The organism is Brevibacterium linens ATCC 9172, assembly GCF_900169165.1.
GTDB classification, from domain to species: Bacteria; Actinomycetota; Actinomycetes; order Actinomycetales; family Brevibacteriaceae; genus Brevibacterium; species Brevibacterium linens.
In genome coordinates this window covers 263649-288719 of record NZ_FXYY01000003.1, presented here as the reverse complement: position 1 = coordinate 288719, position 25071 = coordinate 263649, and the positions used below count along the sequence as shown (strand labels likewise).

General features: G+C 65.0%; 25 protein-coding genes and 1 tRNA gene. 8 read left to right on the top strand and 18 right to left on the bottom strand.

The genetic code is table 11. The annotated features are described in order from the left end of the window. Positions 1 to 10: 10 nt before the first annotated feature. The 6 genes from BLIN9172_RS04480 to BLIN9172_RS04455 all read right to left on the bottom strand — a co-directional run bounded on the left by BLIN9172_RS04480 (position 11) and on the right by BLIN9172_RS04455 (position 5086). Positions 11 to 1708 carry an ABC transporter permease gene (locus tag BLIN9172_RS04480; protein WP_101554005.1) on the bottom strand — a complete coding sequence of 566 codons (1698 nt, stop codon included), beginning with the start codon at positions 1706 to 1708 and terminating at the stop codon, positions 11 to 13. A gap of 20 nt (positions 1709 to 1728) precedes the next feature. Then, complete coding sequence (gene modA / locus BLIN9172_RS04475) at positions 1729 to 2493, bottom strand: molybdate ABC transporter substrate-binding protein (protein WP_205751026.1); 765 nt, start codon at positions 2491 to 2493, stop codon at positions 1729 to 1731. 91 nt (positions 2494 to 2584) lie between these two features. Further along, positions 2585 to 2986, bottom strand: coding sequence for a TOBE domain-containing protein (locus tag BLIN9172_RS04470; RefSeq protein ID WP_101554004.1), 402 nt, complete (start codon positions 2984 to 2986; stop codon positions 2585 to 2587). Next, on the bottom strand, positions 2983 to 3414 hold the full coding sequence (locus BLIN9172_RS04465; RefSeq protein ID WP_101554003.1) for a molybdenum cofactor biosynthesis protein MoaE: 432 nt from the start codon (positions 3412 to 3414) through the stop codon (positions 2983 to 2985). The genes BLIN9172_RS04470 and BLIN9172_RS04465 overlap by 4 nt, the downstream gene beginning before the upstream one ends. Further along, positions 3411 to 3881: a cyclic pyranopterin monophosphate synthase MoaC gene (gene moaC, locus BLIN9172_RS04460; RefSeq protein ID WP_101554002.1), complete on the bottom strand. Its 471-nt coding sequence runs from the start codon at positions 3879 to 3881 to the stop codon at positions 3411 to 3413. The genes BLIN9172_RS04465 and moaC overlap by 4 nt, the downstream gene beginning before the upstream one ends. Further along, on the bottom strand, positions 3878 to 5086 hold the full coding sequence (locus BLIN9172_RS04455) for a molybdopterin molybdotransferase MoeA (RefSeq protein WP_240811981.1): 1209 nt from the start codon (positions 5084 to 5086) through the stop codon (positions 3878 to 3880). The genes moaC and BLIN9172_RS04455 overlap by 4 nt, the downstream gene beginning before the upstream one ends. A gap of 41 nt (positions 5087 to 5127) precedes the next feature. On the opposite strand from BLIN9172_RS04455, the gene moaA reads away from it, so the two are divergent. Beyond that, positions 5128 to 6216 (top strand): GTP 3',8-cyclase MoaA, encoded by a 1089-nt coding sequence (gene moaA / locus BLIN9172_RS04450; protein ID WP_101554000.1) that lies wholly within the window; start codon positions 5128 to 5130, stop codon positions 6214 to 6216. Then, positions 6217 to 6462 carry a MoaD/ThiS family protein gene (locus BLIN9172_RS04445; protein WP_101553999.1) on the top strand — a complete coding sequence of 82 codons (246 nt, stop codon included), beginning with the start codon at positions 6217 to 6219 and terminating at the stop codon, positions 6460 to 6462. Between the two features lie 32 nt (positions 6463 to 6494). Here BLIN9172_RS04445 and BLIN9172_RS04440 read toward each other — a convergent pair whose 3' ends face one another. Continuing rightward, the gene (locus BLIN9172_RS04440) at positions 6495 to 7667 is read right to left on the bottom strand and encodes a ThiF family adenylyltransferase (RefSeq protein WP_101553998.1); all 1173 of its coding nucleotides are present in this window, start codon (positions 7665 to 7667) and stop codon (positions 6495 to 6497) included. 55 nt (positions 7668 to 7722) lie between these two features. Continuing rightward, positions 7723 to 8940 carry a molybdopterin molybdotransferase MoeA gene (locus tag BLIN9172_RS04435; protein WP_101553997.1) on the bottom strand — a complete coding sequence of 406 codons (1218 nt, stop codon included), beginning with the start codon at positions 8938 to 8940 and terminating at the stop codon, positions 7723 to 7725. A gap of 145 nt (positions 8941 to 9085) precedes the next feature. On the opposite strand from BLIN9172_RS04435, the gene BLIN9172_RS04430 reads away from it, so the two are divergent. Next, positions 9086 to 9934 carry a CPBP family intramembrane glutamic endopeptidase gene (locus BLIN9172_RS04430; protein ID WP_240811980.1) on the top strand — a complete coding sequence of 283 codons (849 nt, stop codon included), beginning with the start codon at positions 9086 to 9088 and terminating at the stop codon, positions 9932 to 9934. 169 nt (positions 9935 to 10103) lie between these two features. On the opposite strand, the gene BLIN9172_RS04425 is transcribed toward BLIN9172_RS04430, so the two are convergent. Together BLIN9172_RS04425 and BLIN9172_RS04420 are read right to left on the bottom strand one after the other, a co-directional pair. Continuing rightward, a complete protein-coding gene (locus tag BLIN9172_RS04425) occupies positions 10104 to 11573 on the bottom strand; it encodes a peptide MFS transporter (protein ID WP_101553995.1) in 1470 nt (489 codons plus the stop codon). A 147-nt stretch (positions 11574 to 11720) separates the two neighbouring features. After that, entirely contained in the window at positions 11721 to 13031 is a 1311-nt protein-coding gene (locus tag BLIN9172_RS04420; RefSeq protein ID WP_101553994.1) for an MFS transporter, read from the bottom strand. A gap of 252 nt (positions 13032 to 13283) precedes the next feature. On the opposite strand from BLIN9172_RS04420, the gene BLIN9172_RS04415 reads away from it, so the two are divergent. Together BLIN9172_RS04415 and BLIN9172_RS04410 are read left to right on the top strand one after the other, a co-directional pair. Continuing rightward, on the top strand, positions 13284 to 13703 hold the full coding sequence (locus BLIN9172_RS04415) for a phage holin family protein (RefSeq protein ID WP_025780928.1): 420 nt from the start codon (positions 13284 to 13286) through the stop codon (positions 13701 to 13703). 72 nt (positions 13704 to 13775) lie between these two features. After that, complete coding sequence (locus BLIN9172_RS04410; protein ID WP_101553993.1) at positions 13776 to 14006, top strand: hypothetical protein; 231 nt, start codon at positions 13776 to 13778, stop codon at positions 14004 to 14006. A 92-nt stretch (positions 14007 to 14098) separates the two neighbouring features. On the opposite strand, the gene BLIN9172_RS04405 is transcribed toward BLIN9172_RS04410, so the two are convergent. Next, entirely contained in the window at positions 14099 to 14974 is an 876-nt protein-coding gene (locus BLIN9172_RS04405; protein WP_257904154.1) for an alpha/beta fold hydrolase, read from the bottom strand. Between the two features lies 1 nt (position 14975). Continuing rightward, entirely contained in the window at positions 14976 to 15881 is a 906-nt protein-coding gene (locus BLIN9172_RS04400; RefSeq protein WP_101553992.1) for a universal stress protein, read from the bottom strand. Positions 15882 to 16746: 865 nt separating this feature from the next. Here BLIN9172_RS04400 and BLIN9172_RS04395 point away from each other — a divergent pair. Together BLIN9172_RS04395 and BLIN9172_RS04390 are read left to right on the top strand one after the other, a co-directional pair. Continuing rightward, on the top strand, positions 16747 to 16974 hold the full coding sequence (locus tag BLIN9172_RS04395) for a hypothetical protein (protein ID WP_101553991.1): 228 nt from the start codon (positions 16747 to 16749) through the stop codon (positions 16972 to 16974). Positions 16975 to 17183: 209 nt separating this feature from the next. Next, positions 17184 to 17256, top strand: a tRNA-Ala gene (locus BLIN9172_RS04390). Between the two features lie 114 nt (positions 17257 to 17370). On the opposite strand, the gene BLIN9172_RS04385 is transcribed toward BLIN9172_RS04390, so the two are convergent. Genes BLIN9172_RS04385 through yczR form a run of 5 tightly spaced genes read right to left on the bottom strand, consistent with a single transcriptional unit; the run spans position 17371 to position 22738 of the window. Further along, on the bottom strand, positions 17371 to 17949 hold the full coding sequence (locus tag BLIN9172_RS04385) for a methylated-DNA--[protein]-cysteine S-methyltransferase (protein ID WP_101553990.1): 579 nt from the start codon (positions 17947 to 17949) through the stop codon (positions 17371 to 17373). A gap of 1 nt (position 17950) precedes the next feature. After that, positions 17951 to 19414, bottom strand: coding sequence for an AlkA N-terminal domain-containing protein (locus BLIN9172_RS04380; RefSeq protein WP_101553989.1), 1464 nt, complete (start codon positions 19412 to 19414; stop codon positions 17951 to 17953). Positions 19415 to 19446: 32 nt separating this feature from the next. After that, the gene (locus tag BLIN9172_RS04375) at positions 19447 to 20409 is read right to left on the bottom strand and encodes an arsenic resistance protein (RefSeq protein ID WP_101553988.1); all 963 of its coding nucleotides are present in this window, start codon (positions 20407 to 20409) and stop codon (positions 19447 to 19449) included. A 17-nt stretch (positions 20410 to 20426) separates the two neighbouring features. After that, entirely contained in the window at positions 20427 to 21206 is a 780-nt protein-coding gene (locus BLIN9172_RS04370) for a YggS family pyridoxal phosphate-dependent enzyme (RefSeq protein ID WP_101553987.1), read from the bottom strand. 41 nt (positions 21207 to 21247) lie between these two features. Next, on the bottom strand, positions 21248 to 22738 hold the full coding sequence (gene yczR / locus BLIN9172_RS04365; RefSeq protein WP_240811978.1) for a MocR-like transcription factor YczR: 1491 nt from the start codon (positions 22736 to 22738) through the stop codon (positions 21248 to 21250). A gap of 105 nt (positions 22739 to 22843) precedes the next feature. On the opposite strand from yczR, the gene yczE reads away from it, so the two are divergent. Beyond that, positions 22844 to 23539 carry a membrane protein YczE gene (gene yczE / locus BLIN9172_RS04360; protein WP_101553986.1) on the top strand — a complete coding sequence of 232 codons (696 nt, stop codon included), beginning with the start codon at positions 22844 to 22846 and terminating at the stop codon, positions 23537 to 23539. A 77-nt stretch (positions 23540 to 23616) separates the two neighbouring features. On the opposite strand, the gene BLIN9172_RS04355 is transcribed toward yczE, so the two are convergent. Then, on the bottom strand, positions 23617 to 24990 hold the full coding sequence (locus tag BLIN9172_RS04355) for a pyridoxal phosphate-dependent decarboxylase family protein (RefSeq protein ID WP_101553985.1): 1374 nt from the start codon (positions 24988 to 24990) through the stop codon (positions 23617 to 23619). Positions 24991 to 25071 lie beyond the last annotated feature (81 nt).

Below are 25071 nucleotides of genomic sequence, written 5' to 3'. Positions count from 1 at the left end.
ATGCCAATTTTCACTGTGACTGATTGCACACTATTCCGTCACGGTCCCGCATGCAAAAGCTGGCGAGGAATTCGGCGCCCTCACCTGCGGCTTCGGGGTCGACCTGTCCGACGGGAGCCGAGTGGACGACGGTGCCGCTCTCCACCAGGACCAGCGACTCGGCCAGAGCGGTGACGTCATCGACGTCGTGGGTGACCAGCAGTGCGCTGCGCCCGCTCAGCAGCCGGGACAGCACCCGACGGGTCTCGACAGCGACATCCACGTCGAGTGCGGCCAGCGGTTCGTCGAGCAGCAGCAGCTTCGGTTCGACGACGAGCGCACGGGCAAGCGCGATGCGGGCGGCCTGTCCCCCGGAGACGGCGTCGGGTCTGCGGTGCGCGCACTGTCCCACGCCGAGGCGGTCGAGCATCGCCTGCGCCTGTTCACGTGCGACGCGGCGAGTCGCACCGTGAGCCCGCAGACCGAATCCGACGTTGTCGATGACGCTCAGGTGGGGGAACAGGAGGGGGCTCTGTGCGAGATGGACGATTCCGCGGTCGTGGACCGGCGGCCACAGTCCGGCAGCGATGTCGAAGACCGTGTCGTCCCCGAGACGCAGCCGTCCCGAATCAGGCACCAGGGCGCCGGTGAGCACCTGGAACAGGGTGGATTTTCCGGCCCCGTTGCGGCCGATGATCGCAGTGGTCCCCGGCAGCGCGGAAGTCAGATCCAGATCGATTCCGCGGGCAGTCAGCTGGACTTCGGCCCTGATGCTCTGTGCAGGTCTCGCAGGTCCCACGGACCGCGGCTTCGGTTCGGTCGCTCCCCCGCGTTTCGGGGCGTCGTCGAGGGCGGATGGGACCGCCTCGGCGGGGTTGGGGGTCGGGGCGGTGTTAGGGGATCTCAGCCGGGGAGCGTGCGGGGACCGGTAGGCGACGATGATGATGAGCACGGCGATGACGATGAGCAGGAGCGAGAGGCCGATGGCCGCCTGCGGGTCGGATTCGCGGACGAGATAGATCTGCAGGGGCATCGTCCGGGTGACGCCGGACAGCGATCCGGCGAAGGTCAGTGTGGCCCCGAACTCGCCGAGTGAACGGGCGAAGCACAGCACGGCGCCCGCGACGATTCCGTGTCGGAGCAGCGGCAGAGTGACCGTGAAGAACACACGATTGGGTTTCGCACCGAGCTCGGCCGCGGTGAGTTCATAGCGGCGTCCGAGGCCCGCGGTGGCGGTCTCGACGGACATGACCATGAACGGCAGGGACACGAAGACCTGCGCCATGATCACCGCCGAGGTGGTGTAGGCGAGACTGAGGCCCGCCGCTTCGAGCCCTCCGCCGAGGATGGCCGACCGACCCCAGGTGTAGAGCAGCGCGAGACCGCTGACCACCGGCGGCAGCACGAGAGGCAGCAGGATGAGGGTGCGCACGATGCGCTGGCCGGGGAACCGCCGAGTGGCGAGCAGGTACCCGAGGGGGAAGCCGATGACGACGCTGATGAGTGCCGAGGTCACCGAGGTCAGCAGGGACAGCCTCATCGCCAGGCGGGATTCCTCGGCCGTGATCACGGCGAGCAGACTCTGGGCATCGACCCGAGTGAGCATGCCGATGATCGGCAGGAGCAGGAAGACGATTCCGATGACGGCGGGCACCCACAGCCAGCCGGGGACGAGCGATTCCGATCTGGGCCGCCGCGGGGGTCGAACCGGGGACGTCTCGCGACGCATCGGAGCAGGCGCAGGCATGGTCAGCCCGCAGCGAATCCGGCGTCGCGCAGCAGCTTCTGGGCCGTGTCGGAACCGAGGAACTTCACGAAGTCATCGGCTTGGTCCTGGTTCTCGCTGGCTCTGACAGTGGCGGCCGGGTACTTGTTGATGACCTTGTCGGCGCCGTCGAGATCGACCTGTTCGACCTTGCCGCCTCCACGGGCGATATCGGTGACGTAGACGATTCCGGCGTCGGCCTGTCCGGCGCTGACCTTGCCGAGCACATCGGTGACCGAGTTCTCTTCGCTGACCGGATCGAGTGCGACGTCGTTGAGGTCGGCCCACTTCTGAGTTGCGGCCCCGCAGGGCACTTGAGGCGCGCAGACGACGAGGTCATTGCCGGAAAAGTCCTTGGAGCTCGTGATCGCCTGCGGATTTCCCGCGGCCACGGCCAGGGTGAGCGTGTTCGAAGCGAACATTTCGGGCTCGCCGGCAAGCAGATCGTCGGAGGCGAGCGTGTCCATCGTCTTCTCATCGGCGGTGGCGATGACGTCGGCGGGGGCGCCTTCGGAGATCTGCGAGACGAGGTCGGAGGAACCGGCGAAAGAGAACTTCACGTCTGGTGCATTCGGATCGGTGGCGGTGTACTCATCGGCGATGTCGTCGAAGACTTCGGTGAGCGAAGCGGCGGCGAAGACGGTGATCTCCTCCGGTTCGTCCGCCTCGGCGTGCGGATCCGATCCCGATGAACAGGCGGTCAGGGTCAGGGCTGCGACGGTGCAGAGCCCCAGCAAGGTTTTCTTCATACTCCTATTGAACCCGCAAATGCGACTCCGTGTCGACTTCAGCTCCGATTATGAGACTCTACGCTCGCGTTCTGCCAGGCACGGCCGGTCCTCATGAACTCGGAACGGTGTCGATCGACACCATCGTCGCCTTCACCGAGGCGGTCGCAAGTCTGCCCGGCTCGAGCCCGAGTTCGCGGCAGGCTTCGGCCGACATCAGCGACACCACGCGGAAGGGACCGCACTGCATGCTGACCTGGGCCATCACTCCGTCGATGCTGACGTCCGTGACGAGACCGGCGAAGCGGTTGCGTGAGGAGCTGACGACTCCGCTGGGGTCCGGCAGAGCCTCGGAGGACGATTGAGCGAGAGCGGCGAGCTCACTGCCGTCGACGACCGCCCGATTCGAGGCGTCCTTGTGCTGGGACAGTCGACCGTCGGCGACCCACCGGCGCACGGTGTCATCGCTGACGCCGAGGAACCGTGCCGCTTCGCTGATCCGCAGTCGGGTCATTCGAGGGCTCCTACCCATTCGTCACTGCCATCGCTGAAGTGCTGATGCTTCCAGATCGCCACCCGAGCCTTGACCTCGTCGATGAGTTCGCAGCAGGCGAGGAAGGAGTCCTTCCGATGGGCTGAGGCGACGACTGCGGCCAGTGCCACATCGCCGATCTCGAGGTCGCCGACGCGGTGGACGACGGAGAGCCTGACCGCAGGGTGCCGGGCGGCGATGTCCGCAGCCACCTCGGCGATCTGGGTGGAGGCCAGGGGGTGGGATTCGTAGTGCAGACGAGCGACTCCCCGACCCTCGTCGTGGTCGCGGATGACTCCGGAGAAGCTGACGACGGCACCGCAGGTCTCCGTGAGGACCTGGGGTTCGAGTTCCTGGGTCGAAATCGGGGACTCGATGACTCCCGTGGTCACGACTGTGCCGGTGCTCATGACTCTCGCGTCCAATCTCCGCTCTTTCCGCCGGTCTTCTCGACGACCTTGATGTCGCTGATGACGGCCTGGTTGTCGACGGCCTTGATCATGTCGAAGATCGCCAGCGCGGCCGTGGTCACAGCCGTCAGGGCTTCCATTTCGACGCCTGTCTTCGACACGGTCTTCACCGCGGCGGTGATGGCCACCGCGTCCTCGCGGAGTTCGAACTCCACGTCGATTCCCGTCAGGGGCAGCGGATGGCACAGCGGGATGAGGTCGCTGGTGCGCTTGGCGCCCATGACGGCGGCGATGCGGGCCACGGGCAGAGCATCGCCCTTGGGAAGCCCCGCCTCGGCGATGAGGTCGATGACCTCGGCACGAGTGGTGATGAGGCCGGAGGCAACGGCTCGGCGCTTCGTGACGTCCTTGTCGCCGACATCGACCATCTGGGCGGTTCCGGATGCGTCGACGTGGCTGAGTTTCATGCGATCTTCCACGTCAACAGCCTATCTCCCACAGCTGAGAACGGATCGTCTGCTCCCGCGTCCTCGGGTGAGACGAAGACGAGGTGCGTGGCTTCGGCATAGCTGTGGAGCAGGTGGGACCGGGAGTCGCCGACGAATTCGAGGCCGGCGTCGGTGAGTCTGGCGCGGCGCACCTGCAGCTTTCCGGCCGGAGGGGCTTCGTCGAATCCGTGTGCCAGTCGGTGGAGGCCGGCCTCGCGGGGCGGTTCGTGGTCGGCCAGTCCGAGCAGGGCGGGCCGGATGAAGAGTTCGAAGCTGATGAGTGTGCTCACCGGGTTGCCCGGCAGCGCGACCCACGCATGATCGGCCAGGCGTCCGCAGCCCTGCGGTCCCCCGGGCTGCATGGCGATCGGTTCGAAGGTCATCGAAGAATCCGCATCGAGGTCGGCCGCGAGCTTGACGACTTCGTGCGCTCCCTTCGAGATGCCCCCGGTGGAGATGACGAGCTCCGCATCGCTGTCGCGGACTCGGTCGAGCAGCTGCTGTGGGTCGTCGGGGACGAACGTCGCCTCGGTATCGACGCCGAGGCGACGCAGCCCGGCGTTCAGCGTCACGGAGTTCGCGTCGTTGATCCCGGCGGCCGCGTCAGCGGCGATCTCATCACCCGTGCTCACGACGAGCACGCGCGGGAGACCGAGCACCGGAAGTTGGTTCACCCCACACGCGGCGGCCACGCCGAGGTGGGCCGGTGTCAGCAAGGTGCCCGCACTCAGCACGGTCTGACCGGTGCGGACGTCGGATCCGCGGCGTCGGACGAAGGTTCCCGGGCGTGGTTCTGCACGAGCGTCGAGGGTGATGGCATCGGCTCCGAAGCGTCCCGGGGAGGTGTCCTCGATCTTGACGACCATATCGGTGCCCGCAGGCAGCGGCGCCCCGGTCATGATCTCCACTGCAGTGCCCGGCAGCACCGGCTGACCGTGTGCACCGGCAGCGACACGCCCGTGCACGGGAATCGGGCGGTCGCGCATCTCGTCGACGGTGGCGGCGGCCAGGGCGTAGCCGTCCATGCTCGAGTTGTCGAAGCCGGGGACATCGATCGGCGATTCCACATCGGCGGTCAGCCGCCTCGGCGTCTCCAGCAGAGAACTCAGCGGCAGGCTCACCGGACCGGTCAGGGGCGCGATCATCTCGGATATCCGCTCACGGTGCATCTTCGCAGTAGTCATGGGACGATGATATCGACACGCTTTTCAAGGAGGATGACGCAATGGAGAAGATCGGCCTGCCCATGCCGGTGCTCAGAACTCCGACGGTCGACCCGGGCGAGGAGTTCACCGGCCACACCGAGGACGCACTGCTCGACACCTTCGATCGCCGCGCTCGCGACCTCCGCATCTCCCTCACGGACTTCTGCAACCTGCGCTGCACCTACTGCATGCCGGAGGAAGGCGTCGAGTTCATGTCCCGCGATTCCGCGATGACCGGCGACGAGATCGTCCGCTTCGTCCGCATCGCGGTAGAGAAGTTCGGCGTCGACCAGGTCCGGTTCACCGGCGGCGAACCCCTGACACGCAAGGACATCAACGAGATCATCGCCGGCGTTGCGGCACTGGAGCCGCGACCGAACATCGCACTGACGACGAACGCGATCGGGCTCGACAAACGCGCCGCACGGCTGAAGGACGCGGGACTCGATCGCATCAACGTCTCTCTCGACACGATCGATCCGGAAACCTTCGAGTCCATGACCCGACGTCCGTTCCTCAAACGGGTGCTCGAGGGCATCGACGGGGCGAAGGCCGCCGGCCTCGAGCCCGTGAAGATCAATGCCGTGCTGCTGCCCGGCGTCAACGATGCACAGGCTCCGGATCTGCTGCAGTGGTGCCTCGAGCAGGATCTGAGTCTGCGGTTCATCGAGCAGATGCCCCTGGATGCCGGACATTCCTGGGATCGAACGTCGATGATCACCGCCGCGGACATCTTCGCCCTCCTCGAGCCCCGCTTCGTACTCACCCCGGATTCGGCTCCGCGCAACGGCGCCCCGGCGGAGAAGTTCCTCGTCGCCGATCGACGCCGTCCCGATACGATCCTCGGCACCGTCGGAATCATCGCTTCTGTCACGCGTCCGTTCTGTGCGGACTGCACCCGCACGCGGCTGACCGCAGAGGGTCGTGTGCGCACCTGCCTGTTCTCCCACACCGAGGTCGATCTGCTCACCGCGATGCGCGAGGGGGCCTCGGACGATTCGATTGCGAACCTGTGGAAGGGTGCGCATTGGAAGAAGCTCGCCGGTCACGGGATGGACACGGATTCGTTCGAGCAGCCACAGCGTCCCATGAGCGCCATCGGAGGATAAGTGCCCACCATCACCGTTCGGTTCTTCGCCGCAGCCCGCGAGGCCTTCGGCGCCCGCGAATCACAGATGAATGCCGAGACCGTCGATGAGCTCGTCACGACCCTCGCCGAGGCGGCCGGTACCCAAGCCGCGACCGTGCTGTCGCGCTCGAGCTTCCTCGTCAATTCCGTGGCCGCGACCGATAAGTCGGTGCACTTGGCCGATGGTGACACCGTCGATGTCCTCCCGCCGTTCGCCGGCGGGTGAGGTTCTGAGCAGACCGGCCGGTGGTCGCCTCGTCAGCGCTGCTGCGGGGTCGGCTGTGACAGAAAGGCGAGGTATCCGCCGTTGACCGAGGTCACCGCGGTGCCCTGTGAGCGCAGCTGTGCTGCGGTCTTCGCCGAGCGCACCCCCGACCGGCAGTACAGTGCGATCCCTGACTGCTGCATGGGATCCGACCCGACGGGCAGCCTGCCGGGGTCGGCGAGGAGCTCGTCCATCGGAATGTGAATGGCGCCGGGGACCATCCCCGAGGCGACCTCGTCGTCCTCGCGGATGTCGACGAGGACGGAGGTCTCGTCGAGCTCCGACCAGGTGACGGCGGCCGGCCCCAGAGGACTCTCTCCGGTGTTCGTGCCGGCTGCGCCCTCGGTGCCGTCGTCGGTGCCGAGCAAGTCGAACGTGTGCTGGGTGTAATCGCTGCGATGCATCTCGAGGTCGGTGACCGGAGTTCGACCGGGGATCGGCTGCACCGGGACGGTCTCCCAGCCGGCATCGAGACTGCTGTGGATCGCCACGCTGTTGTACAGCGGTGTGCCGATTCCGGTGAGCACCTTGATGGCTTCCATCGCCATGGCGGATCCGATGCTTCCGCACAGGGGGCCGAGGACTCCGGCGACCGAGCAGTCGGGCACGCTGCCGGGGGCGGGGACCTCGGGATAGAGGTCGCGCAGGGTAGCGCCGTGTTCGACGTCGAAGACGGCGACCTGTCCGTCGAAGCCGAGGATCGTCCCCCACACGAGTGGGACCCTGCGAATCTCACAGGCATCGTTGGCAAGGTAGCGGGTGGCGAAGTTGTCGCTGCCGTCGACGACGATGTCGACGCCGTCGAAGAGGTCGAGAGCGTTGTCCACAGTGAGCAGCTGGGCAATCGTTCGGACCTCGATCGACGAGTTGATCCCGTTCATCCGCTGCCGGGCGGAATCGATCTTACGAGAGCCGACGGCCGCCTCGGTGTGGATGACCTGTCGGTGCAGATTGCTCAGCTCGACGATATCGGGATCGACCACGGTGATCGTGCCGATGCCGACGGCCGCGAGGTAGCTGAGGATCGGAGCGCCGAGCCCCCCGGCGCCGATGACGAGGACATGCGAGTCGAGCAGCGCCGCCTGCGCGCTCTCACCGAACCCGGACAGTCGAAGCTGCCGAGCATACCGGGCCCGGTCGGCGGGTGCGAGGCGTGACGTGGACATGCTTCCATCCTAATCGGCTGTGCTGTTCGCGGACTGTCTGCACCGGTGTCGGGCATCAGCACTCGAGGTAGTCGATGACCGTACCCGCGATCAGCTCCTCAGGGCTGTGCGGGGAATCGGTGCGGCGCGGGATTCTGATGATCACATCGGCGGCGGCGAAATTCGGGAGTCTCGCCCGTTCGGCGGCACGGATCTCCCCCGATTCCGTGAAACTGCCGGGGCGGACGGTGACGGCGTTTGCGTGTGGCCTCAGGCCGGGTCCGGCGAGAATGCCCTTCCGCCATCTCTGCCGCAGGCTCTTCCTTGTCAGCACCGAGCCGACGAAGAGGTGGAACGCGACGAAGGCGCCCTGAGGTGTGCCGGGCAGATGGATGAGCGGCAGTGTGCCGAATCGCCCGCAGCCCTGCGGGGATCCGGGTCGCATGTCCAAGCGGCGGAAGGTCGAGTGGTCGGGTTCCAGAGTCTGGCGAACGACCTCGAAGGCACCTGCGCTGATCCCGCCGGTCGTCACGACGAGGTCGGCCTCAGTCCGCATCGACATAAGTCTGTGGCGCAGCTCGTCGACATCATCGCTGCTCGTGGCTTCGATGGGTTCGGCGCCGAAGCCGCGGACGGCAGAGGCGAGCATCGGCAGGTTCGAGTTGAACACCGAGGCGGCGGCCGCCTCGGTGAGGGTCCCATCCGACCGATCAGCACCCTGGATTTCGTCACCAGTGACGATCAGGCCGATGCGGGGCCTGCGGACGACGCCGATCTCGGTGATGCCGAGCATCGCGAGCGTGCCGACCCCGGCCGAGGTGATCCGCTCCCCCGCGGTCAGGACGATGTCCCCCCGGCTCATGTCCTCGCCGATTGCACGGATGTTCCAGCCAGGAGGCACTGACTCGGGAAGAGAATCGATCCGGATGGCCTCGGGGGCCGGACCGGCCTGCTGAGCGTCGGTGAGCTCGACGGGAACGACCGCCTCGGTGTCGGTGGGCACGGGAGCTCCCGTCATCACCCGCACCGCGCATCCCGGTTGCAAGGCGACGGGGCCGTGACCGGCGGGAATGTCGCCGACGACTCGAATGGACGTGCCGTCGCGGGCGGCGTTCAGGGCAGCGCCGTCGAGGGCGAACCCATCCATTGCCGAGGCGGCGAAGCCGGGCACCGATCGCGGGGCTGTGATGTCCGTCACCGTGGTGCGTCCGGCGGCGGTGCGCAGCGGCGTCGTTTCGGTGTGCAGACTCGGCGCCAGATCGGCGATGAGCTCGGAGTAGTCCTCTGGGTCCAATGATGTCCTTCCCTCGGTTCGATCCTACTTGCGATTCGATACGGCCGGGCCCGATGGTCCGGTGCGGCCGGGACCGGACCATACGGCGCGAGTCGCGTCGGGTCATCCAGTGCGGGGCGGGCCGGGTTCGTCTACAGTGTGGAGCGTGGACACTGACCGAGCAGTAACCGTCGAGTCCTCACAGCTGAAATTGGTCAGCTGGGAGGCTGCCGCGGCTGCCCTGTTGGCAGTCTCGGCAGTTGTGCTCTTCGGTGTGGGAACGACGTTTCCGCAGGTCCGCGCCTTCGGGTACGTTCCGATGCTCGCTGCTCTGGTCACCGCGTGGAGTGTCAATCGGCGCTTCGCCAGAGACCTCAGCATCATCGCCGCCTGTCTCGCACTCATCTCGGCGATTTCGGTCGAGGCCGATATCTCCTGGACGAACATCGCCCGCATGGGTGTGGTGCTCTCCGCCGTCGTCATCGGCCCGTGGCTGGTGACCCGGTACGTCTTCCAGGACCGGACGATCCAATTCCCGCTGCGGCGCGGCCAACCCTGGTCGCGGCTGGAGTGGGCATGGCTGGTCTTCGTCGTCGTGGTCGCGTGGGCGGTGCTGCCGCAGTACTTCATGCGCACCGGGGTCTACCTCAACTGGCCGCCGCTGACGAACTGGTCGGAGATCGTCCGACTGTTCTTCGGGGTCAATGCCGTGGGCATCTGGGATGAGCTGTTCTTCATCTGCACGGTCTTCGCCCTGCTGCGCACACACTTCTCGTTCTGGACGGCGAACGTCTTCACCACGATCATCTTCGTCTCGTTCCTCTGGGAGCTCGGCTACCGGTCGATCGGGCCGCTGCTGACGATCCCCTTCGCACTCGTGCAGGCCTTCATCTTCACTCGCACGAAGTCACTGCCCTATACGGTCACGGTGCATCTGCTCTTCGACGCGCTCGTGTTCCTCACGATCGTCCACGCCCACCACCCTGACGCGCTGCCCATCTTCATCGGCGTCTGACACCGTCATCAGAGTCCGAGTCGCGGCGGGCAGCCTCTCGACGCCCGGCGGCAACGCGCTGAAGAGACACTTTCGGTCAGCGATGGTCGCCCGGGATGACGCAGGTCCCTCCGAGTCGGTGACTCGGAGGGACCTGCGTACGGTGGTGACTGTTCGCGCGGCAGCGGACTCAGCGGATTCCGCGCAGCAGCTTCAGCATCGGCTTCGTCAGGGTGAGCGCGAGCAGGCCGAGCACGACCGTCGAACCGCCGACAGAGAGCCAGTACGGTGTCTGATTGGAAGTGTCGAAATACCCGCCGAGCACACCGGACAGTGCCGTTCCCACACCCGAGGCGAGGAAGAACACGGCGATCATCTGCGACTGGAAGACCTTCGGTGCGACCTTCGTCGAGAACGACAGTCCCACCGGCGAGATGAGCAGCTCACCGAAGACGAACACGGCTAGGGTCAGAGCAACCCACAGCAGCGGCGTCTCATTGGGACCGGCCTCAGCGAAGGGCAGGAACATGAGGAAGCCGATGCCGATGAGCACGAGAGACAGTCCGGCCTTGACCGGTGTCGAGATCTGCTTGGGTCCGAGCTTCATCCACACCGTGGCGAACAGCGGGGCGAAGACGATGACGAAGAACGCAGGGATCAGCTGGATCCAGTTGATCGGCATCTCCCACCCGAAGATCGAGCGGTTGAGCTGCGTATCCGAGTAAACGGTCAGAACACCGAAGATCTGCTGGTACATCGACCAGAAGATGACGACGGTGATGAAGAACGGGATATAGGCAAGGACGCGGGAGCGCTCGTCGCCATTCGTCTGCGGCGAGGTGTACATGACGATGAAGTAGCAGGCGGCCGCACCGGCAGAGACTCCGGCGATCCACCAATCGAGATTTTCAGGGTTGACGATCGTCGTCATCCACAGAATGACGGAGAGGAGAACGACGACCACGACGGCCACGAAGAAGAGGTAGAGCTTGTTCTTCGGCAGCGGATTGACCGCGACACGGGACTCCGGCGGCAGGCTGCTGCGACCGGTGAGGTAGATGATGAGGCCCAGGGCCATGCCGATTGCGGCGGCCCCGAACCCGTAGTGGAAGCCGATGTTCTTCTGCAGCAGACCGGTGAGCAGCGGGCCGAGGAGGGCGCCGATGTTCACGCCCATATAGAAGATGGTGAAGCCGGCGTCACGGCGCGGGTCCTTCTCTTCGTAGAGTTCACCGACCAGTGCCGAGGCGTTCGCCTTAAGACCGCCGGAGCCGAGTGCGACGAGGATGAGGCCGATCGCCACTCCCCCGTAGCCGGGGATGAATGCCAAGCAGATGTGGCCGATCATGATGATGACGGCCGAGTAGAAGAGGACCTTCTCCGCTCCGGCCAGCCGGTCGGCGAGCCAGGCGCCGAGGATGGTGGCAAGGAAGACGGCACCGCCGTAGGCACCGACGATCCCCACGGCCGTGCCCTGCTCCATCCCCATGCCGCCGTCGGTGACGCTGAAGTAGAGGTAGATGGCGAGGATGCCGTTCATCCCGTAGTAGGAGAATCGCTCCCACAGTTCCAGGCTGAACAGCTGCATGAGCGGCAGAGGGTGTCCGAAGAAGCGGGTATCGCTGCGGACGGCCTCGGTCGTCGAGGTGCTTGAAGACATTGTGTGCTTTCCGTAGTGGTGTGAGAGGCCACGATCCGTGGCGCACTTCACGATGGACCAGCGGACATCCTACTCCTCGGTTTTGCCGTGGTCACACCTGGCAATGCCTGGGACACGCCGTCCCAAAAAGCGGAAAATCAGAGTGATTCAGATCTCTTCATCGGCCTCTGTTACGCGCCTGCGTGACGGCTTGTCGCCTCGTCGATCGCCGCGTCTGTCGACGAACAGATTGAGCACACCGGCACACAGGACGATCGCCGAGGCGGCCACCGGAACAGCCATCGCCACGGCCGTCCCCAGATCCTCGGCGAGGATGCCGTTGACCGCTGAGGACACCGATTGGCCGACGATGATCGCCGACCCCGCCATCGACATCACAGTCGCCGACCGCCCGAGCGGGGCGCGTTCGGCAGCGAGGCTGAACAGGGTTACCAGGCTCGGTCCGATTCCCGTGCCCATGAGCAGCAGTGCCACGACGATGACCGGCATCGACTCCGTCGACGCGAGGATGATCGACCCGGTGACCATTATCGGCGCGAAGCACAGCAGCCGGGCCCACAGCGCGAACGATGCGGGGAAGAGCGCCACAGAGATCGCCAGCACCGCCGAACCGATGCCCATGACCCCGTAGATGAGACCGGCCTCCTCCGGTCGTCCGATGTCGTTGGTCAGCGCGGTCAGGGCGGTCAGCGTAGAGCCGAACACCATTCCGACGCCGAAGACGCCGAGGATGATGACGAAGACACCTGGGGTGAACATGTCCTTGGCCGGGGCACGCTCGCCGAGGCTGCTCGACCTCCCGGTCGGCCGCGCCCTCCCCGTCGGGTGCAGTGCGAAGGCGGAGACGAAGATCAGCGTCATCACGATCGCGCCGATGATGGGGGCAACCGGGGTGAAGAAGGTCGCCAAGAGTCCGACGAGGAAGGGCCCGAAGACGAAGATGACCTCATCGGCGGCGGATTCGTAGGCCATCGTGGCATTGAGCACTTTCGGCCGCCTCGGCGACGGCAGCACCGACATGACGATGTCGACGATGCGTGACCGCGACATCGGGGCGACCTGGGGCGAGGTGGCGCCGATCGCGAAGGCGGCGATGAAGACGACGACATCCGGCAGCGGGCTGAAGACGACCCACGCCATGAAGGTCAGTGCCGCACAGTTGAGGATGCCGGCGATGAGCAGCACGTAGCGCTGCCCCCAACGATCGGCGGCCGCCCCGATGAAGGAACCGAACAGGGCCGTGCCGAGTCCGACCATGGCGGAGTTGATTCCGCCCAGGCTCAGGGATCCGCGGCCGGCCACAACGAGGGTGAGGACACCGACGACGATCATGGCGAACGGCATGCGGGCGACGAAGGCGATCGGGAAATAGCTGCGTCCGACGGCCGAGAACAGAGTCGGAGAGGACTGCTGCGCGGTCGTGTCCCGAGTCGAGGCGGGTATGTCGCTGTCTGTCATATCAATCCAGTTTCTGCTCCCGCTCGTCCGGGAGATCGTGCCGCCGTGGTGACCTGGATCAAATCACTCGGTAGATGCACGCAGTTGGTCTGAGAAAGTCGAACCGGAAGGTTCGTCTTCAGGCTACTGCGTTTGTCCGCGCGATTCGAGCGGCAGCGGACCCGGCGGCGTTGAGTTTCATCACCATGGCACAGACCCCATTCCCATCGGCGACTCAGAAAGAACGCAGATCGGTCTGCGAGGATGACGACTATGAACTTCTTGTCTCGCGTCATCGTCAACGCATGTGCGATCTGGGTGGCCGCCTGGATTCTGCCGGGTGTGACGATCACAGGGAACCGGGTCGTCGAGGAGCAGGCCGGGGCCATTCCGGCGATGATCATCTCCTACCTTGTCATCGGCCTCATCTTCGGGTTGGCGAACGCCTTCATCAAACCGATCCTCAGCTTCGTCTCCGCCCCCATCACCTGTCTGACGCTGGGGCTGTTCTCCATCGTCATCAATGCGATCATGTTGGCGCTGACGAGTTGGCTCAGCGGGTTCACTCCTTTCGTCTTCACCATCGATTCGTTCTTCTTCTCCGCCATCCTCGCCGCGATCATCGTCTCGATCGTCTCCGCGCTGCTCGGATGGCTGGTCCCGGAGCGAAGCGCCGACCACGACCGGAGATGAGCAAAGTCCTCTACGGGATGTAGACTGTTGTTGAGAGTCAGCTGACCACCAGAAACTGTGCCGGAGGAGACCATGTCCGATATCGCCGCCCCGAAGAGAACCCGCAATTCGGCATCGTTTGCCGATGTCGTCGTCTTCATCGTCGCCTTCGTGCTCTTCCTGTTCGGGTTCTACCTCTTCGGAGCCGCGTTCTCCTCACCCGAGGGAACCGAGTTCTGGGTGTTCTGGGGCGGTCTGCTCGCATCGAGCTTCGCTTTCCTCGTCCCGATCGTCTACCGCTGGGCTCGCGACTCCCGACGCTGATCTCAGAATCGACGAGAAGGGCCGCTGCGCTGATGCGCAGCGGCCCTTCTCGTCGAATCACCGGCTGTCTCGTCGCCCTGTCACACGCCGAATCACCCGTCGATTCGCCGGTGACAGAAATCCATGATCGCCGAGGCGGCTTCGACCGAGCGCTCATAGTGCACCAGATGGCCTACCCCGCCCAATTCCACGAATTCGACATCGGAGAGTTCGGCGACGAATGCGCGGGTTGGCTCGATCGGCGCGATCGCATCCCTGTCGCCGGCGATGACGAGCGTGGGCATGATCAGGTGGTCGGCCACCTCGGTGACGGTGTGTGCGACGGATGTCGCGAACGCCTCCGACAGGGACCGCCGGTCGGCGAACGACGAGAAGTGCCGCGCGTGCTGATCGTGGATGTAGCGACGCAGCCCGGGATCGCGGGTCGTGGCCATGGCCACGCTCATGGCCCGGACGATCGCGGGGCTGCTCAGCAGGGACCGGCCGGCCTGCTCGGGCAGCCGCGCACCGAGGGCGTAGTAGGCGCGGGTGACCGCGGTGAGGAACCGCGCGGGGCCTTCCAGTGCGAGGCTGGTGATCGGGTTGATGAGCACGAGCTCGTCGACGTCGTCCTTGTACGATGCCGCGAGATGGCTGACCAGGATCGACCCGAAGGAGTGCCCCACGAGGATCGGCTTCACGCCCCGCTGTCTGCCGACCTCGGTGCGCAGTGCTGTGAGGTAGTCGACGAAGGCCGACAGCGACGAGCCTGAGTTCAGCGGACCAGTGAGCCCGAATCCGGGCAGATCGGGCACGATCACCTCACGGTCGGTGATGCTGCCGGCGATCAGCTCCATTCCATGATGGTCGCCGCGGAATCCATGCACCATCAGCAGAGGACGCCGACGCCGGTCACCCGGGTAGAGCCACGCGGCCGTGCTGTGCGAGCCCAGCCGGATGTCCGTCCGCTGTGATTGTCGTGTCCGCACCTCAGTCGGTTTCAGCGGTTCGCGGGCGACTCACTGCCCGGCGAGGGACGACCACGACGGGGACGGGAAGCACACGCAGCAGACGGCGGGCTCGCGCACCGACCGCGACCTTTCCGCCGCGGCCCAGGCGACTCGAGCCGATGAACGCGAGGTCTCCGGGCTGCCAGTCGATGGTCTCGGCCGCCTCTTCGATGTCGGCACCGGCCTTGGTTCTCACCGTGGCTCGGCCCGAGGTCAGCATCTCTGATGCTCGATCTGCCAGCACCGCTCCCCCGTACTGTTCGGCGAATTCGGTGATCTCGGCGACCTCGTCGTCATAGAGTCCGTCGTTCTCGACCAGGGACAGCAGTCTGAGGTCGACGCCGAGGCCGACAGCCGATTCGATGGCGGCACCGATGAGTGCCGAGGCCCCGGGGCGAGCACCGTAGAGTGCGGTCACTCGCGAGATCGGTCCGATATCCGACCGCCCCGACGGGGCGAGCACGACGGGCACCGGTGACGAGTGCAGAAGAGACGAGGCGACCGTGCCGATGCGCAGCTGTCGCATCAAGGTGGTGGCACGCGCACCGATGACGATGCCCACTGCGCCTTCCTTCTCTGCGACCTCTATGAGGCCCTTGGACTCGTTCGAAGCGATGTGGATGCAGCCCCTGGCGCGGACGTCGTCGGGAATGAGGGCCAGGGCCTCGTCAAGCCAGTCGTCGATCTGCTGGGCTACGATCCCTGCGCCGTCCTTCGGCACTGCGCTGCCGGCGAGAATCGTCGATGATTCGGGACGGATGATCGTGACCACGAGCTCGACGTCGATGGACCGCGCGATCGAAATGGCCAGCGAGATCGCATCCCGGCCCCGATCCGTGGCGATGTATCCGACGACCAGACGTCTGGTGGTGGCGGTCTCTGACATCCTCAACTCCTGTAGCTGCGCGTCCGACTGATGCTCGTCTCTCCCGATTCTACGTCGGCGCAAACAGAGCATCGACCTGACGATTTCGAGAGTCCCTTTTCAAGCACGTACAGACGAAGTGAAATTGTTTGGGAAAATAATGAACAAAACTCCCACGGCCTTGAAAGCTGTGCTAAATTCGACAGTGCAATTACGGATTCGCAGACATCAACCTGATTGCAACCTGACAATAGCGGACGTTGACGCCGTCCCCACGAGATCCACGACCATGAAAGGAGAGCAGTGACGATGATGAACTTTCTTGCAGGCCCCGACCTTCGACCGGCTTGGCATGAAAATGCTGCCTGCCCGATTGGCGGACAAGGACTCGTCGGCTGACACAGCCGTCTCTCACGTCTTTTCCACCGGTTGGCTTCCGGCCACCGTTGTCCTCTGAGCCACCGGTTGCCTGATACCCGGCATTCTTCACGTCTGGCACGTGTCCAGATCATTCCAGCATGCTCTTCGGCGCTGTAGCGCCGCCAGCAGCCAGTCCTGATCCGGTCACATCACGCCGACATCTTTGAGCTCGGTCGCTGACCGGCGGTCATCGCGTCCGCGCACGGTTCGATCGTGTGCCTTCTGCCTGACCTCCGGCCATACCGGCTTCAAAGCTCTTCCGGATTCCGTTGCCGTTTCAATGAGTCAGTCATCTCATTGGCCCATTGCGACAATGGCAATTATCCGCCTTTGCTAATTGCACCCTTTTTCGGGTGATTCATTGCCATTAGACGGCATTTTCGGAATCTGTTTATCTCACCGTCATTCCGGGATACCTCCTGCCCTTTTGCGGATATCCCCTGCCCGAAAACCACGAGGAAGAATTGTGTCGACCACGTTCCCATTCACCTATCCACGCCGCTGGGCCCTGACCACCGGGATGAAGCTCATCCGGTGGGCTCGCCGCCCGGCCCCGACCGCGGAAACCCGTCGCCTCAAGGCAGCCCGTCGCCAACAGGCTCGCCTGCGCGAACACGCTCGCGAACAGCGTGTGCGCGAACTGCGCGAACGGGACATCGTGCGCTACCTCAGCCAGGTCCGGCCGTTCATCTGAGCCGCCGTGGAGAATCCTCCTCGAGCAGTCGACTCGTCACGGCCCGGGTTCACGGGACTCGGGTCGTGGAGCGACCATTGGCGGGGGTGTAGCGACCCTAGATGAGCACTTCACCAACAGATTTTCAGCAGCGTCATGCCATGTGGCGAGCGTCACTCTCCGCCGATTTGGTCTCCCACCCGCACCTGGGTAGTATTGTTCAGGCAAGCGGGGGTATGGCGCAGTTGGTAGCGCGTCTCCATGGCATGGAGAAGGTCAGGGGTTCGAATCCCCTTACCTCCACCGCAGAAGGGCCGGGAATCCGAAAAGGTTCCCGGCCCTTCCTCTTCCCCAATTGCTACCTGACGGCGGCCCAGCAACCTCGCGCGAGGTTGCTGGGCCGCCGTCAGGTAGTAATTAGAGGGAGTTTTCTAGGGTGAGCAGGTGTCGCTTGTTGGCCTCGCCCCAGGCGTAGCCGGTCATGGAGCCGTCCGCGCCGATGACACGGTGACAGGGGACGATGATGCTGATCGGATTCTTGCCGTTCGCCGCGCCCACTGCTCGCGCAGCGCCGGGTCGGCCCAGCATTTCGGCGAGTTCTCCGTAGCCGGCGGTGCTGCCATAGGGGATCTGAGTCAGTGCCTGCCACACCTGCCGCTGGAATTCGGTGCCCTTTGCCGCCAACGGCAGATCGAACCGGGTGCGCCCACCGGCGAAGTACTCCCCCAGCTGGGCCTTCGTGCGCTCGAAGATTTCGAGGTCGTCGGCCGGTGTCGGATCGACGCCGAACGTCTTGTGCAGGCGCGCATCGATCGCCTCGGAGACGTCGAGGTAGAGACCGGTGAGGTGGGTTCCGTCCGAGTTGAGGAGGACCGGTCCGATCTCCGTGTCGATGATGGTCGAATACACCGGCGCCGAGGCGACCGGCAGTCCGATGGTTCCGCTCGGTTCCGTTGTCGGATCAGTGTGAGACGAGGTGTTCGTCGAGGTGGTCATATCAGGGTGTCCTTTCGACACGGCGGGCGTGATGGGCCCACAGCAGATGGGTGAGGTACGAACGCCACGGGCTGGAGTTCTTCGAGAGCTCTTTCCAGTCCCCGATGAAAGCTGAGGTCTCATTGAGTTCGGCGATCGCCTTCTTGACGCCGAGGTCGGAGTCCACGAAGACATCGGGGTCGCCAAGTGCGCGCATCCGGATATAGCCGTTGCTCCAGGGGCCGATCCCCGGCAGTGCCAACAGATTCCGGCTTGCTTCATCCCGGTCGGCCCCAGCCCCCAAGTCCACGCTTCCATCTGCCAAAGCCGACGACAGAGCTGCAATTGTGCGGATCCTGCTCTCTGGCAGAGCCCAGTCCGATGCGGGGACAGCAGCGATCGCCTCGGCGGTGGGGAACAGTCTGTCCACGCCGTTGACTACAAGTTCCGGCGGCAGCGGTTCTCCGGCTCCTGCTACGAGTCGCCCCAAGTGAGTACTCGCCGCGGCCAACGAAATCTGCTGCCCGAGTACGGTGCGCAGGGCCAGTTCGACAGGGTCGCTGTGCCCTGGCGAACGGATTCCGGGCCAGTCGTCGACGAGGCGGGCCAAGCCTGCGGATCGCAGAGTCTCTGCCACCGCCGCGGGGTCGGCATCGAGGTCGAAGGTTCGGCGAGTCCGGGCTACGGCGCTGCCGAGGTCTCTGGTATCGGCCAGGCGGAGGCGACAATCGACGAAATCTCCGGCTCCTTGTCGCACGGTGATCACTGCCGGGCCATGGGGCAGTCGCAGCGAACGGGTGTACGCCCCGTCCGCGACCGTTTCGATCCCGGGCACGGCTCGGACAGCGAAGTACTCGAGCAGATGTGAGAAGTCGGACGGCGGACGATAGGCCAGTCTCAGGTTGAGCTCATCGGCCACGGGTTGGTCGGTTCCGGGGCTGCGCAGCTGACGGGGACTGATCGAGTACATTTCGCGGAAAGTGTCGTTGAACTGTCGGATGCTGGAGAATCCGGCGGCGAAGGCGATGTCGCTCATCGGCATCGATGTGACTTCGATAAGTGTTCGGGCAGTCCGAACGCGTTCAGTGCGGGCCAAAGCCAAAGGCCCTGCGCCGAGTTCGGCATGGATGAGGCGTCCGAGCTGACGTGTGCTGTATCCGAGTTCGGCGGCCAGTGTTTCGACTCCCCCTCGGTCGACGGCACCGTCACGGATGAGCCTTACGGCCCGAGCCACAATGTCACCTCGAGTGTCCCACTGTGGAGAATTCGGGCTGGCGTCCGGGCGGCACCGCCGGCAGGCTCGGAATCCGGCATCGGCGGCCGCAGCTGCTGTGACGAAGAAGTCGACGTTCTCCCGCTTCGGTGTCTTCGCCGGGCACGAGGGACGGCAGAAGATCCCGGTGGTGCGCACCGCGGTGAAGAACATGCCATCGAACCGGCGGTCACGCGAGGTGACTGCCTGATAGCACTGGTCGGACGTGAACATAGTCCCATTCTCCGCCGTGAAGCGCAGGAATACTAGCGGTTTTCGGACACGGCAGTCGCGGGAACCAGCCGAGGCAGAATGCGGACAAGGATGAGCAGAACGATCAGTTCCATGAGGGTCTGGGTCACGACTGCGGCGGGGCCGCTCCTCTCTCCGGTGATCGCCCGAACGAGGGGAAGCATGACGAGTGAATTGCGAGTCACCCCGGACAGGATCACGGCTCGGGATTGGTCTGCAGCCATCTGCGTCGCGCGTGTGAGGATCCACCCGGCGACCGCCATCACGACCGCGAAGACTGCGAAGACCAACGCCGCAGTGCCCAAATGCCCAGCAGAACCAGCGATCACCGGAATGACCGAGGCAGTGATGACTAGCAGAGTCAGGGCCATCACCGGGTCCATCAGCTTTGCGGCCGATTCGACGACGCGATCCACCCGGGGCTGTCTGCGGGCTAGGGTGCGAACCAGGACGGCGGCGATGAGCGGAATGACGATGAACAGCAGCAGCGCTTCGCCCAGGGGCCGAATCGGCAGATCGATGCTCGTTCGCCCGCCGGTGATCGCCCACAGCAGGACCGGCAGCAACAGCAGCTGAGCGATCATCAGCATCGGGGTGAGCATCAGCAGCTGGTCGGCGGCACCTCCGGCAGCTCGCGTGAACGCAATGACGTAGTCGATGCACGGGCACAGCAGAACGATGAGCACTGCGGGCACGATCGGATCAGCAATGTCGAAGACCGCGATGAGACCAGCGACGACCGCGGGAACGACGACGAAGTTCATCCCGGCCACAAGTGCGAGGAAACGACGATCACGAAGAGCACGCAGACCCGAGTCGAACGGAAGCTCCAAGAACGTGAGGAAGAGCAGTGCGATGAGGCACGGGGTCAGTGCCGCTTCGGCGAGGCCGGCGAAGCCAGCGATCCCAACACCGAGGATGCCTCCGAGCACCGCTCCGCCGAACCACACCAGCACCTGCAGGGTCGAACTGTGCACTTATCGGCCCCTGAGAGTCAGTGTGTGTCGGGCCAGTAGTAGGAATCCGGCAGGGAGCGCTTGCCGAAGATCGCTTGGCCGACGCGCACACAGTTCGCGCCCTCTTCGATGGCGACTTCGAAGTCACCGGACATGCCCATCGACAGACGCCCGGGGCCCAGCAGCTCAGCATCGGTGTCGCGGACCTGGTCACGCAGTGTGCGCAGCGTCTGAAAACAGGGCCGGACGCGGTCGATGTCGGCTGAGAAGATCGCCAGGGTCATCAGACCCTGCACCTTGAGCGTCTCGAAGGCCTGGACCTCTTTGAGGAATGCGGGCAGGTCTTCCGGCGGCATTCCGAATTTCGAGTCCTCGGCAGAGGTGTTGACCTGCACGTACACGTCGAGGCTGCGTCCTTCGGCTTCGAGTCTGCGGTCGAGTGCTCTGGCGACCTTGAGCCGGTCGAGGGCTTGGAATTCGCTGGCGAACTGCGCCACGAACTTGGCTTTGTTCGACTGCAGGTGGCCGATCACTGCCCAGTCGATGTCGAGATCGGCCATCTCCTCGGATTTCCGGTGAGCCTCTTGGACCTTGTTCTCTCCCAATCTCGCACACCCAGCGGCGACGGCGAGTCGGATGCGCTCTTCGGGCACGGTCTTGCTCACGGGCAGCAGTTCGATCTCGGCGCGGTCCCGACCGGAGCGTTCCGCCGAGGCAGCGATACGGCGCTCCACCTCGGCGATATTGGTCCGGAAGTCCTCGACGGTCATCGCCGTCGCATACTGTTCATCGTGATTGAGTCCGCTGTTGTCTGCCATAGTGCCATCGTACTCAGCAGCAGATTTCCTGCAGGACATGCTCACGCGACGATGCGAGCCCGCCCCAACGGTCCCCGTCCGGCCATCGACTTCGCATCGTTCCACGCAGCAGCCAGCCGCGGACCGACCTGGTCGAGTTCAGCATCCGGAACCGTATACGGCAGGCGGATCCACCGATCGAGTCCGCCCGCCGGGGCGAAGTTCGGCCCCGCGACCAGACCGAGTCCGTGGTTCCTCGCAGCGATCGAGAGCACCCCGGACCGTGCCTCGGGAAGTTCGGCCCACAACGCCATACCGCCTGGTGGGATCACGAGCTTCCAGTCCGGCAGCCACTCTCTGACCTGCGCGGCCAGACTGTCCCGCGCAGCCCGCAGGCGGGACCGCGCCTCTGCGACGATGGCCTCGTGGCTGCCCATGAGTTCGACAGTCACCAGCTGTTCGAGGACCGGGGCGCCGAGGTCGAGTCCGAGGCGGGAAGAGGCGAAGTGATCGACGCGGTGCCGGGGAATGCGCATCCAGCCGATGCGCAGTCCGCCCCAGCAGATCTTGCTCACGCTGCCCACCGTCACCGAATCGGGAACGAGCGACGCCATCGGCGTCGGAGGCGAATCCTCCTCCAGCCCGAGGTCGATGAGCGATTCGTCGAAGACAGGGACCACGCGGTGCCGACTGAGCGCATCGGCCAGCTGCGGGCGCTGGTCCTCAGGCAGCAGTGAGCCTGTCGGATTGTGGAAGTCGGGGATGAGGTAGGCGCTGCGCGGCCGGGTCTGGCGGATCAGCTGCTCCAATGCGTCGACATCCCAATGATGGCCGTTGGCACCGAATTCGAGTGGGTACGTCACCAGAGAGGCCCCGGCGCCTTCCAAGGTGGCGATCGCATTCGGGTAGGTCGGGCTTTCGATGAGCACCCGCGATGTCGACCGCGCCGCACCGCGATTCCTGACCTCATGCGGTTCGACGTCGAGGAGCGCGCGCACAGCGATGGCGGCCGCCCCGAAGGCACCGGAGGTGATGAGGATCTGGTCGGGATCCGTCGGTGCACCGCGACTGGTGTAGCGCTCGGCGATGAGTTCACGCAGCACCGGCAGTCCGGACGGATAGTAGCCGGTCCCGGGCAGGTAGGCGCCCAGACGCGAGAGTGCGCGTTCATAGGCGTCGAGGATCTCAGGGGCTGCGACGGGCGCTGTGCAGGTGAGGTCGATCTCGGTCTCATCGGCACCGGATGGTGAGAGCAGGTGGTCGATGCGGCCGCCGGGGACACTGGGCAGCTGGACGATGCTGCCGGAACCGCGTCGGGTGACGATGAATTCCTGTTCTCGCAGGTGGGCATAGGCCCGGCCCGTCGTCGTCCGGGACACGCCCACGGCCACGGCAAGCTCCCGTTCGCTCGGCAGTCTGGCACCGACCGGCAGACGTCCGTCCGTGATCGCTGCGGCCACGGCCGCCGCCAGGGATTCGAAGGCCGGTGTCTTCCACGGGCCGTCCCCGATGACACTGGCCAGACGTTTCGCTCCGAGGGCCACTGTGCTCATGATCCGACCTCCATAGGACCACTTTCCTGCAAGTGGCTATTTCACGCAAGACCAATTTCGGTCAGAATGAGAGGATCACTACCTCAGAGCACAGAAAGCCACCGGATGACCACGATGAGAGCACCGAAACGTCAGCTGGCCAATGTCGGCCCCATCGCGCAGCTGCGCGGCGGACGACTCTGGATACGCCTCCCCCAGCTGCTCCTCGGCCTCTACCTCTTCGGTGCCTCGATGGCGATGATGGTCAATGCCGGTTTGGGCATGATGCCGTGGGACGTCCTCCACTCCGGCATCCAGAATCATGTGCCGCTGACCTTCGGGACCATCGTCACCATTCTGGCGTTCCTCGTGCTGCTCATCTGGATCCCCCTGCGCCAGCAGCCGGGTATCGGCACGATCCTCAACGCGCTCCTCGTCGGCCCCGCGCTCGACCTCACCCGCCTGTTCCTGCCCCGACCGGAGGAACTCGGATGGAACATCGCGCTCATGGTCACAGGCGTCGTCCTCAATGGGGCCGCCTCGGCGATGTACATCGGAACCCAATTCGGGCCGGGCCCGCGCGATGGACTGATGACAGGCCTCTCCCGCGTGACCGGACGGTCGATCCGGCTGGTGCGGACCCTCATCGAAGTCAGCGTCGTCGCCATCGGCTGGCTGCTCGGCGGAGTCGTCGGCGTCGGCACGGTCCTCTATGCGCTGGGGATCGGTCCGATCACCCAAGCGCTCCTTCCGGCCTTCATCGTCGAACTCCGCCCCCGGTCGAAGCCGACGACCGCCGCCGAGGATGTCCCCGAAGACTGAGCGACCGTCACCTCTGCACGGCCCTCAGAAGACCGGGGACCTCACTGAAGGAGGGGCCAGACGTCCGACGCGTCCACTCACTCCATCGAATCGAGGATGTCGGTGAGGTCGTCGAACGTCGTCAGCGGATTGACGATGGCGAACCTGGCATTCGGTCGCCCCTGGTGCGAGCTCGGCACCACGAAGGCCCGCTGATCCTCGAGCAGGCGATCCGACCACGCGTCATAGTCCGACCTCTGCCACCCGTCACGTTCGAACACGACGACAGAGAGTTCGGGTTCGCGCACGAGTCGCAGATGCTCACGGTGCTTGATCTCCGTGGCGATCTCACGGGCCAGATCGATCGAATGGCCGATCGCCTCCCGGTAGGTTTCGGCACCATAGCTGGCCAGCGAATACCACAGCGGCAGACCGCGCGGCCGACGCGTCAGCTGGATGGCGAAGTCCGACGGACTCCAGTCCTGAGCATCGGTGAGCGTGTCGAGGTACTCGGCCTTCTGCGTGTGCGCTCGCCGTCCCGAATTCGGGTCGCGATAGATGAGCGCACAGGCGTCGAAGGGGGCGAAGAGCCATTTGTGGGGGTCGACGATGAGCGAATCGGCCATCTCCACTCCGGCGAACTTGTGACGTGCCTGAGGTGAGAGCATCGCGGCCAGACCGTAGGCGCCGTCGATGTGGAGCCATAAGTCGAACTCGTGCTTGAGTGCGGCGATGCCGGCGATGTCGTCGATGGTGCCGAAGTTCGTCGTCCCCGAGGTGGCCACCACCGCAATCACGGCATCCCCGTGTTCGACCAGAGCCTCACGCACCCCCTCCGGGCGCAGGATCCCGTGGTCCCCGGTGGCCACGGGTGCGATATCGACATCCATGACCTCGGCCGCAGAGGCGACTGAGGAGTGCGCCTCGGCGCTGCACACAATCACCCAACGTCCCGGCCGAGTCTCACCGAGCTTCTCCTTCTGTGCGTTGCGGGCGGCGACGAGGGCAGACAGGTTGCCGATCGTCCCGCCCTGGACGAACACCCCTCCGGCGCCTGCAGGCAGCCCGAACTCTCCGGCCAGCCAGCGCAGGACCTCGTTCTCGGCGTGAACGACTCCGGCACCTTCGAGCCACGAACCACCGTAGAGGGCACTGGCGGACACGACGAGGTCGAAGGCCACCGCCGCCTTCGTCGGGGCGCTGGGGATGAACGACAGATACTTCGGATGGTCGGTGGAGATGCAGGCGGGGGCGAAGATGTGCTCGAAGATCGCCAGCGCTCGAGCCGACCCCAGCCCCTCCTCGGTGACGGTGGGCCCGGCCAGTCGACGCAGCTCGGTCTCTGAAGTCGGATGGTCGAGCGGGGTGTCCTCGGCCAGAGTCCGACGGCGCGAGTACTCGAGCACGAGATTCACGAGGTTTCGGGTCTCATCGGAGACGACGTGCATGCGGGAATGAAGACTGTCGGTCATGGGTGCTCCTCGGGGCGGTCGATGGGGGTGGGGATCGCCCACCGATAACGAGACTATCCGCAGAGAACCGGTTTGTGATGG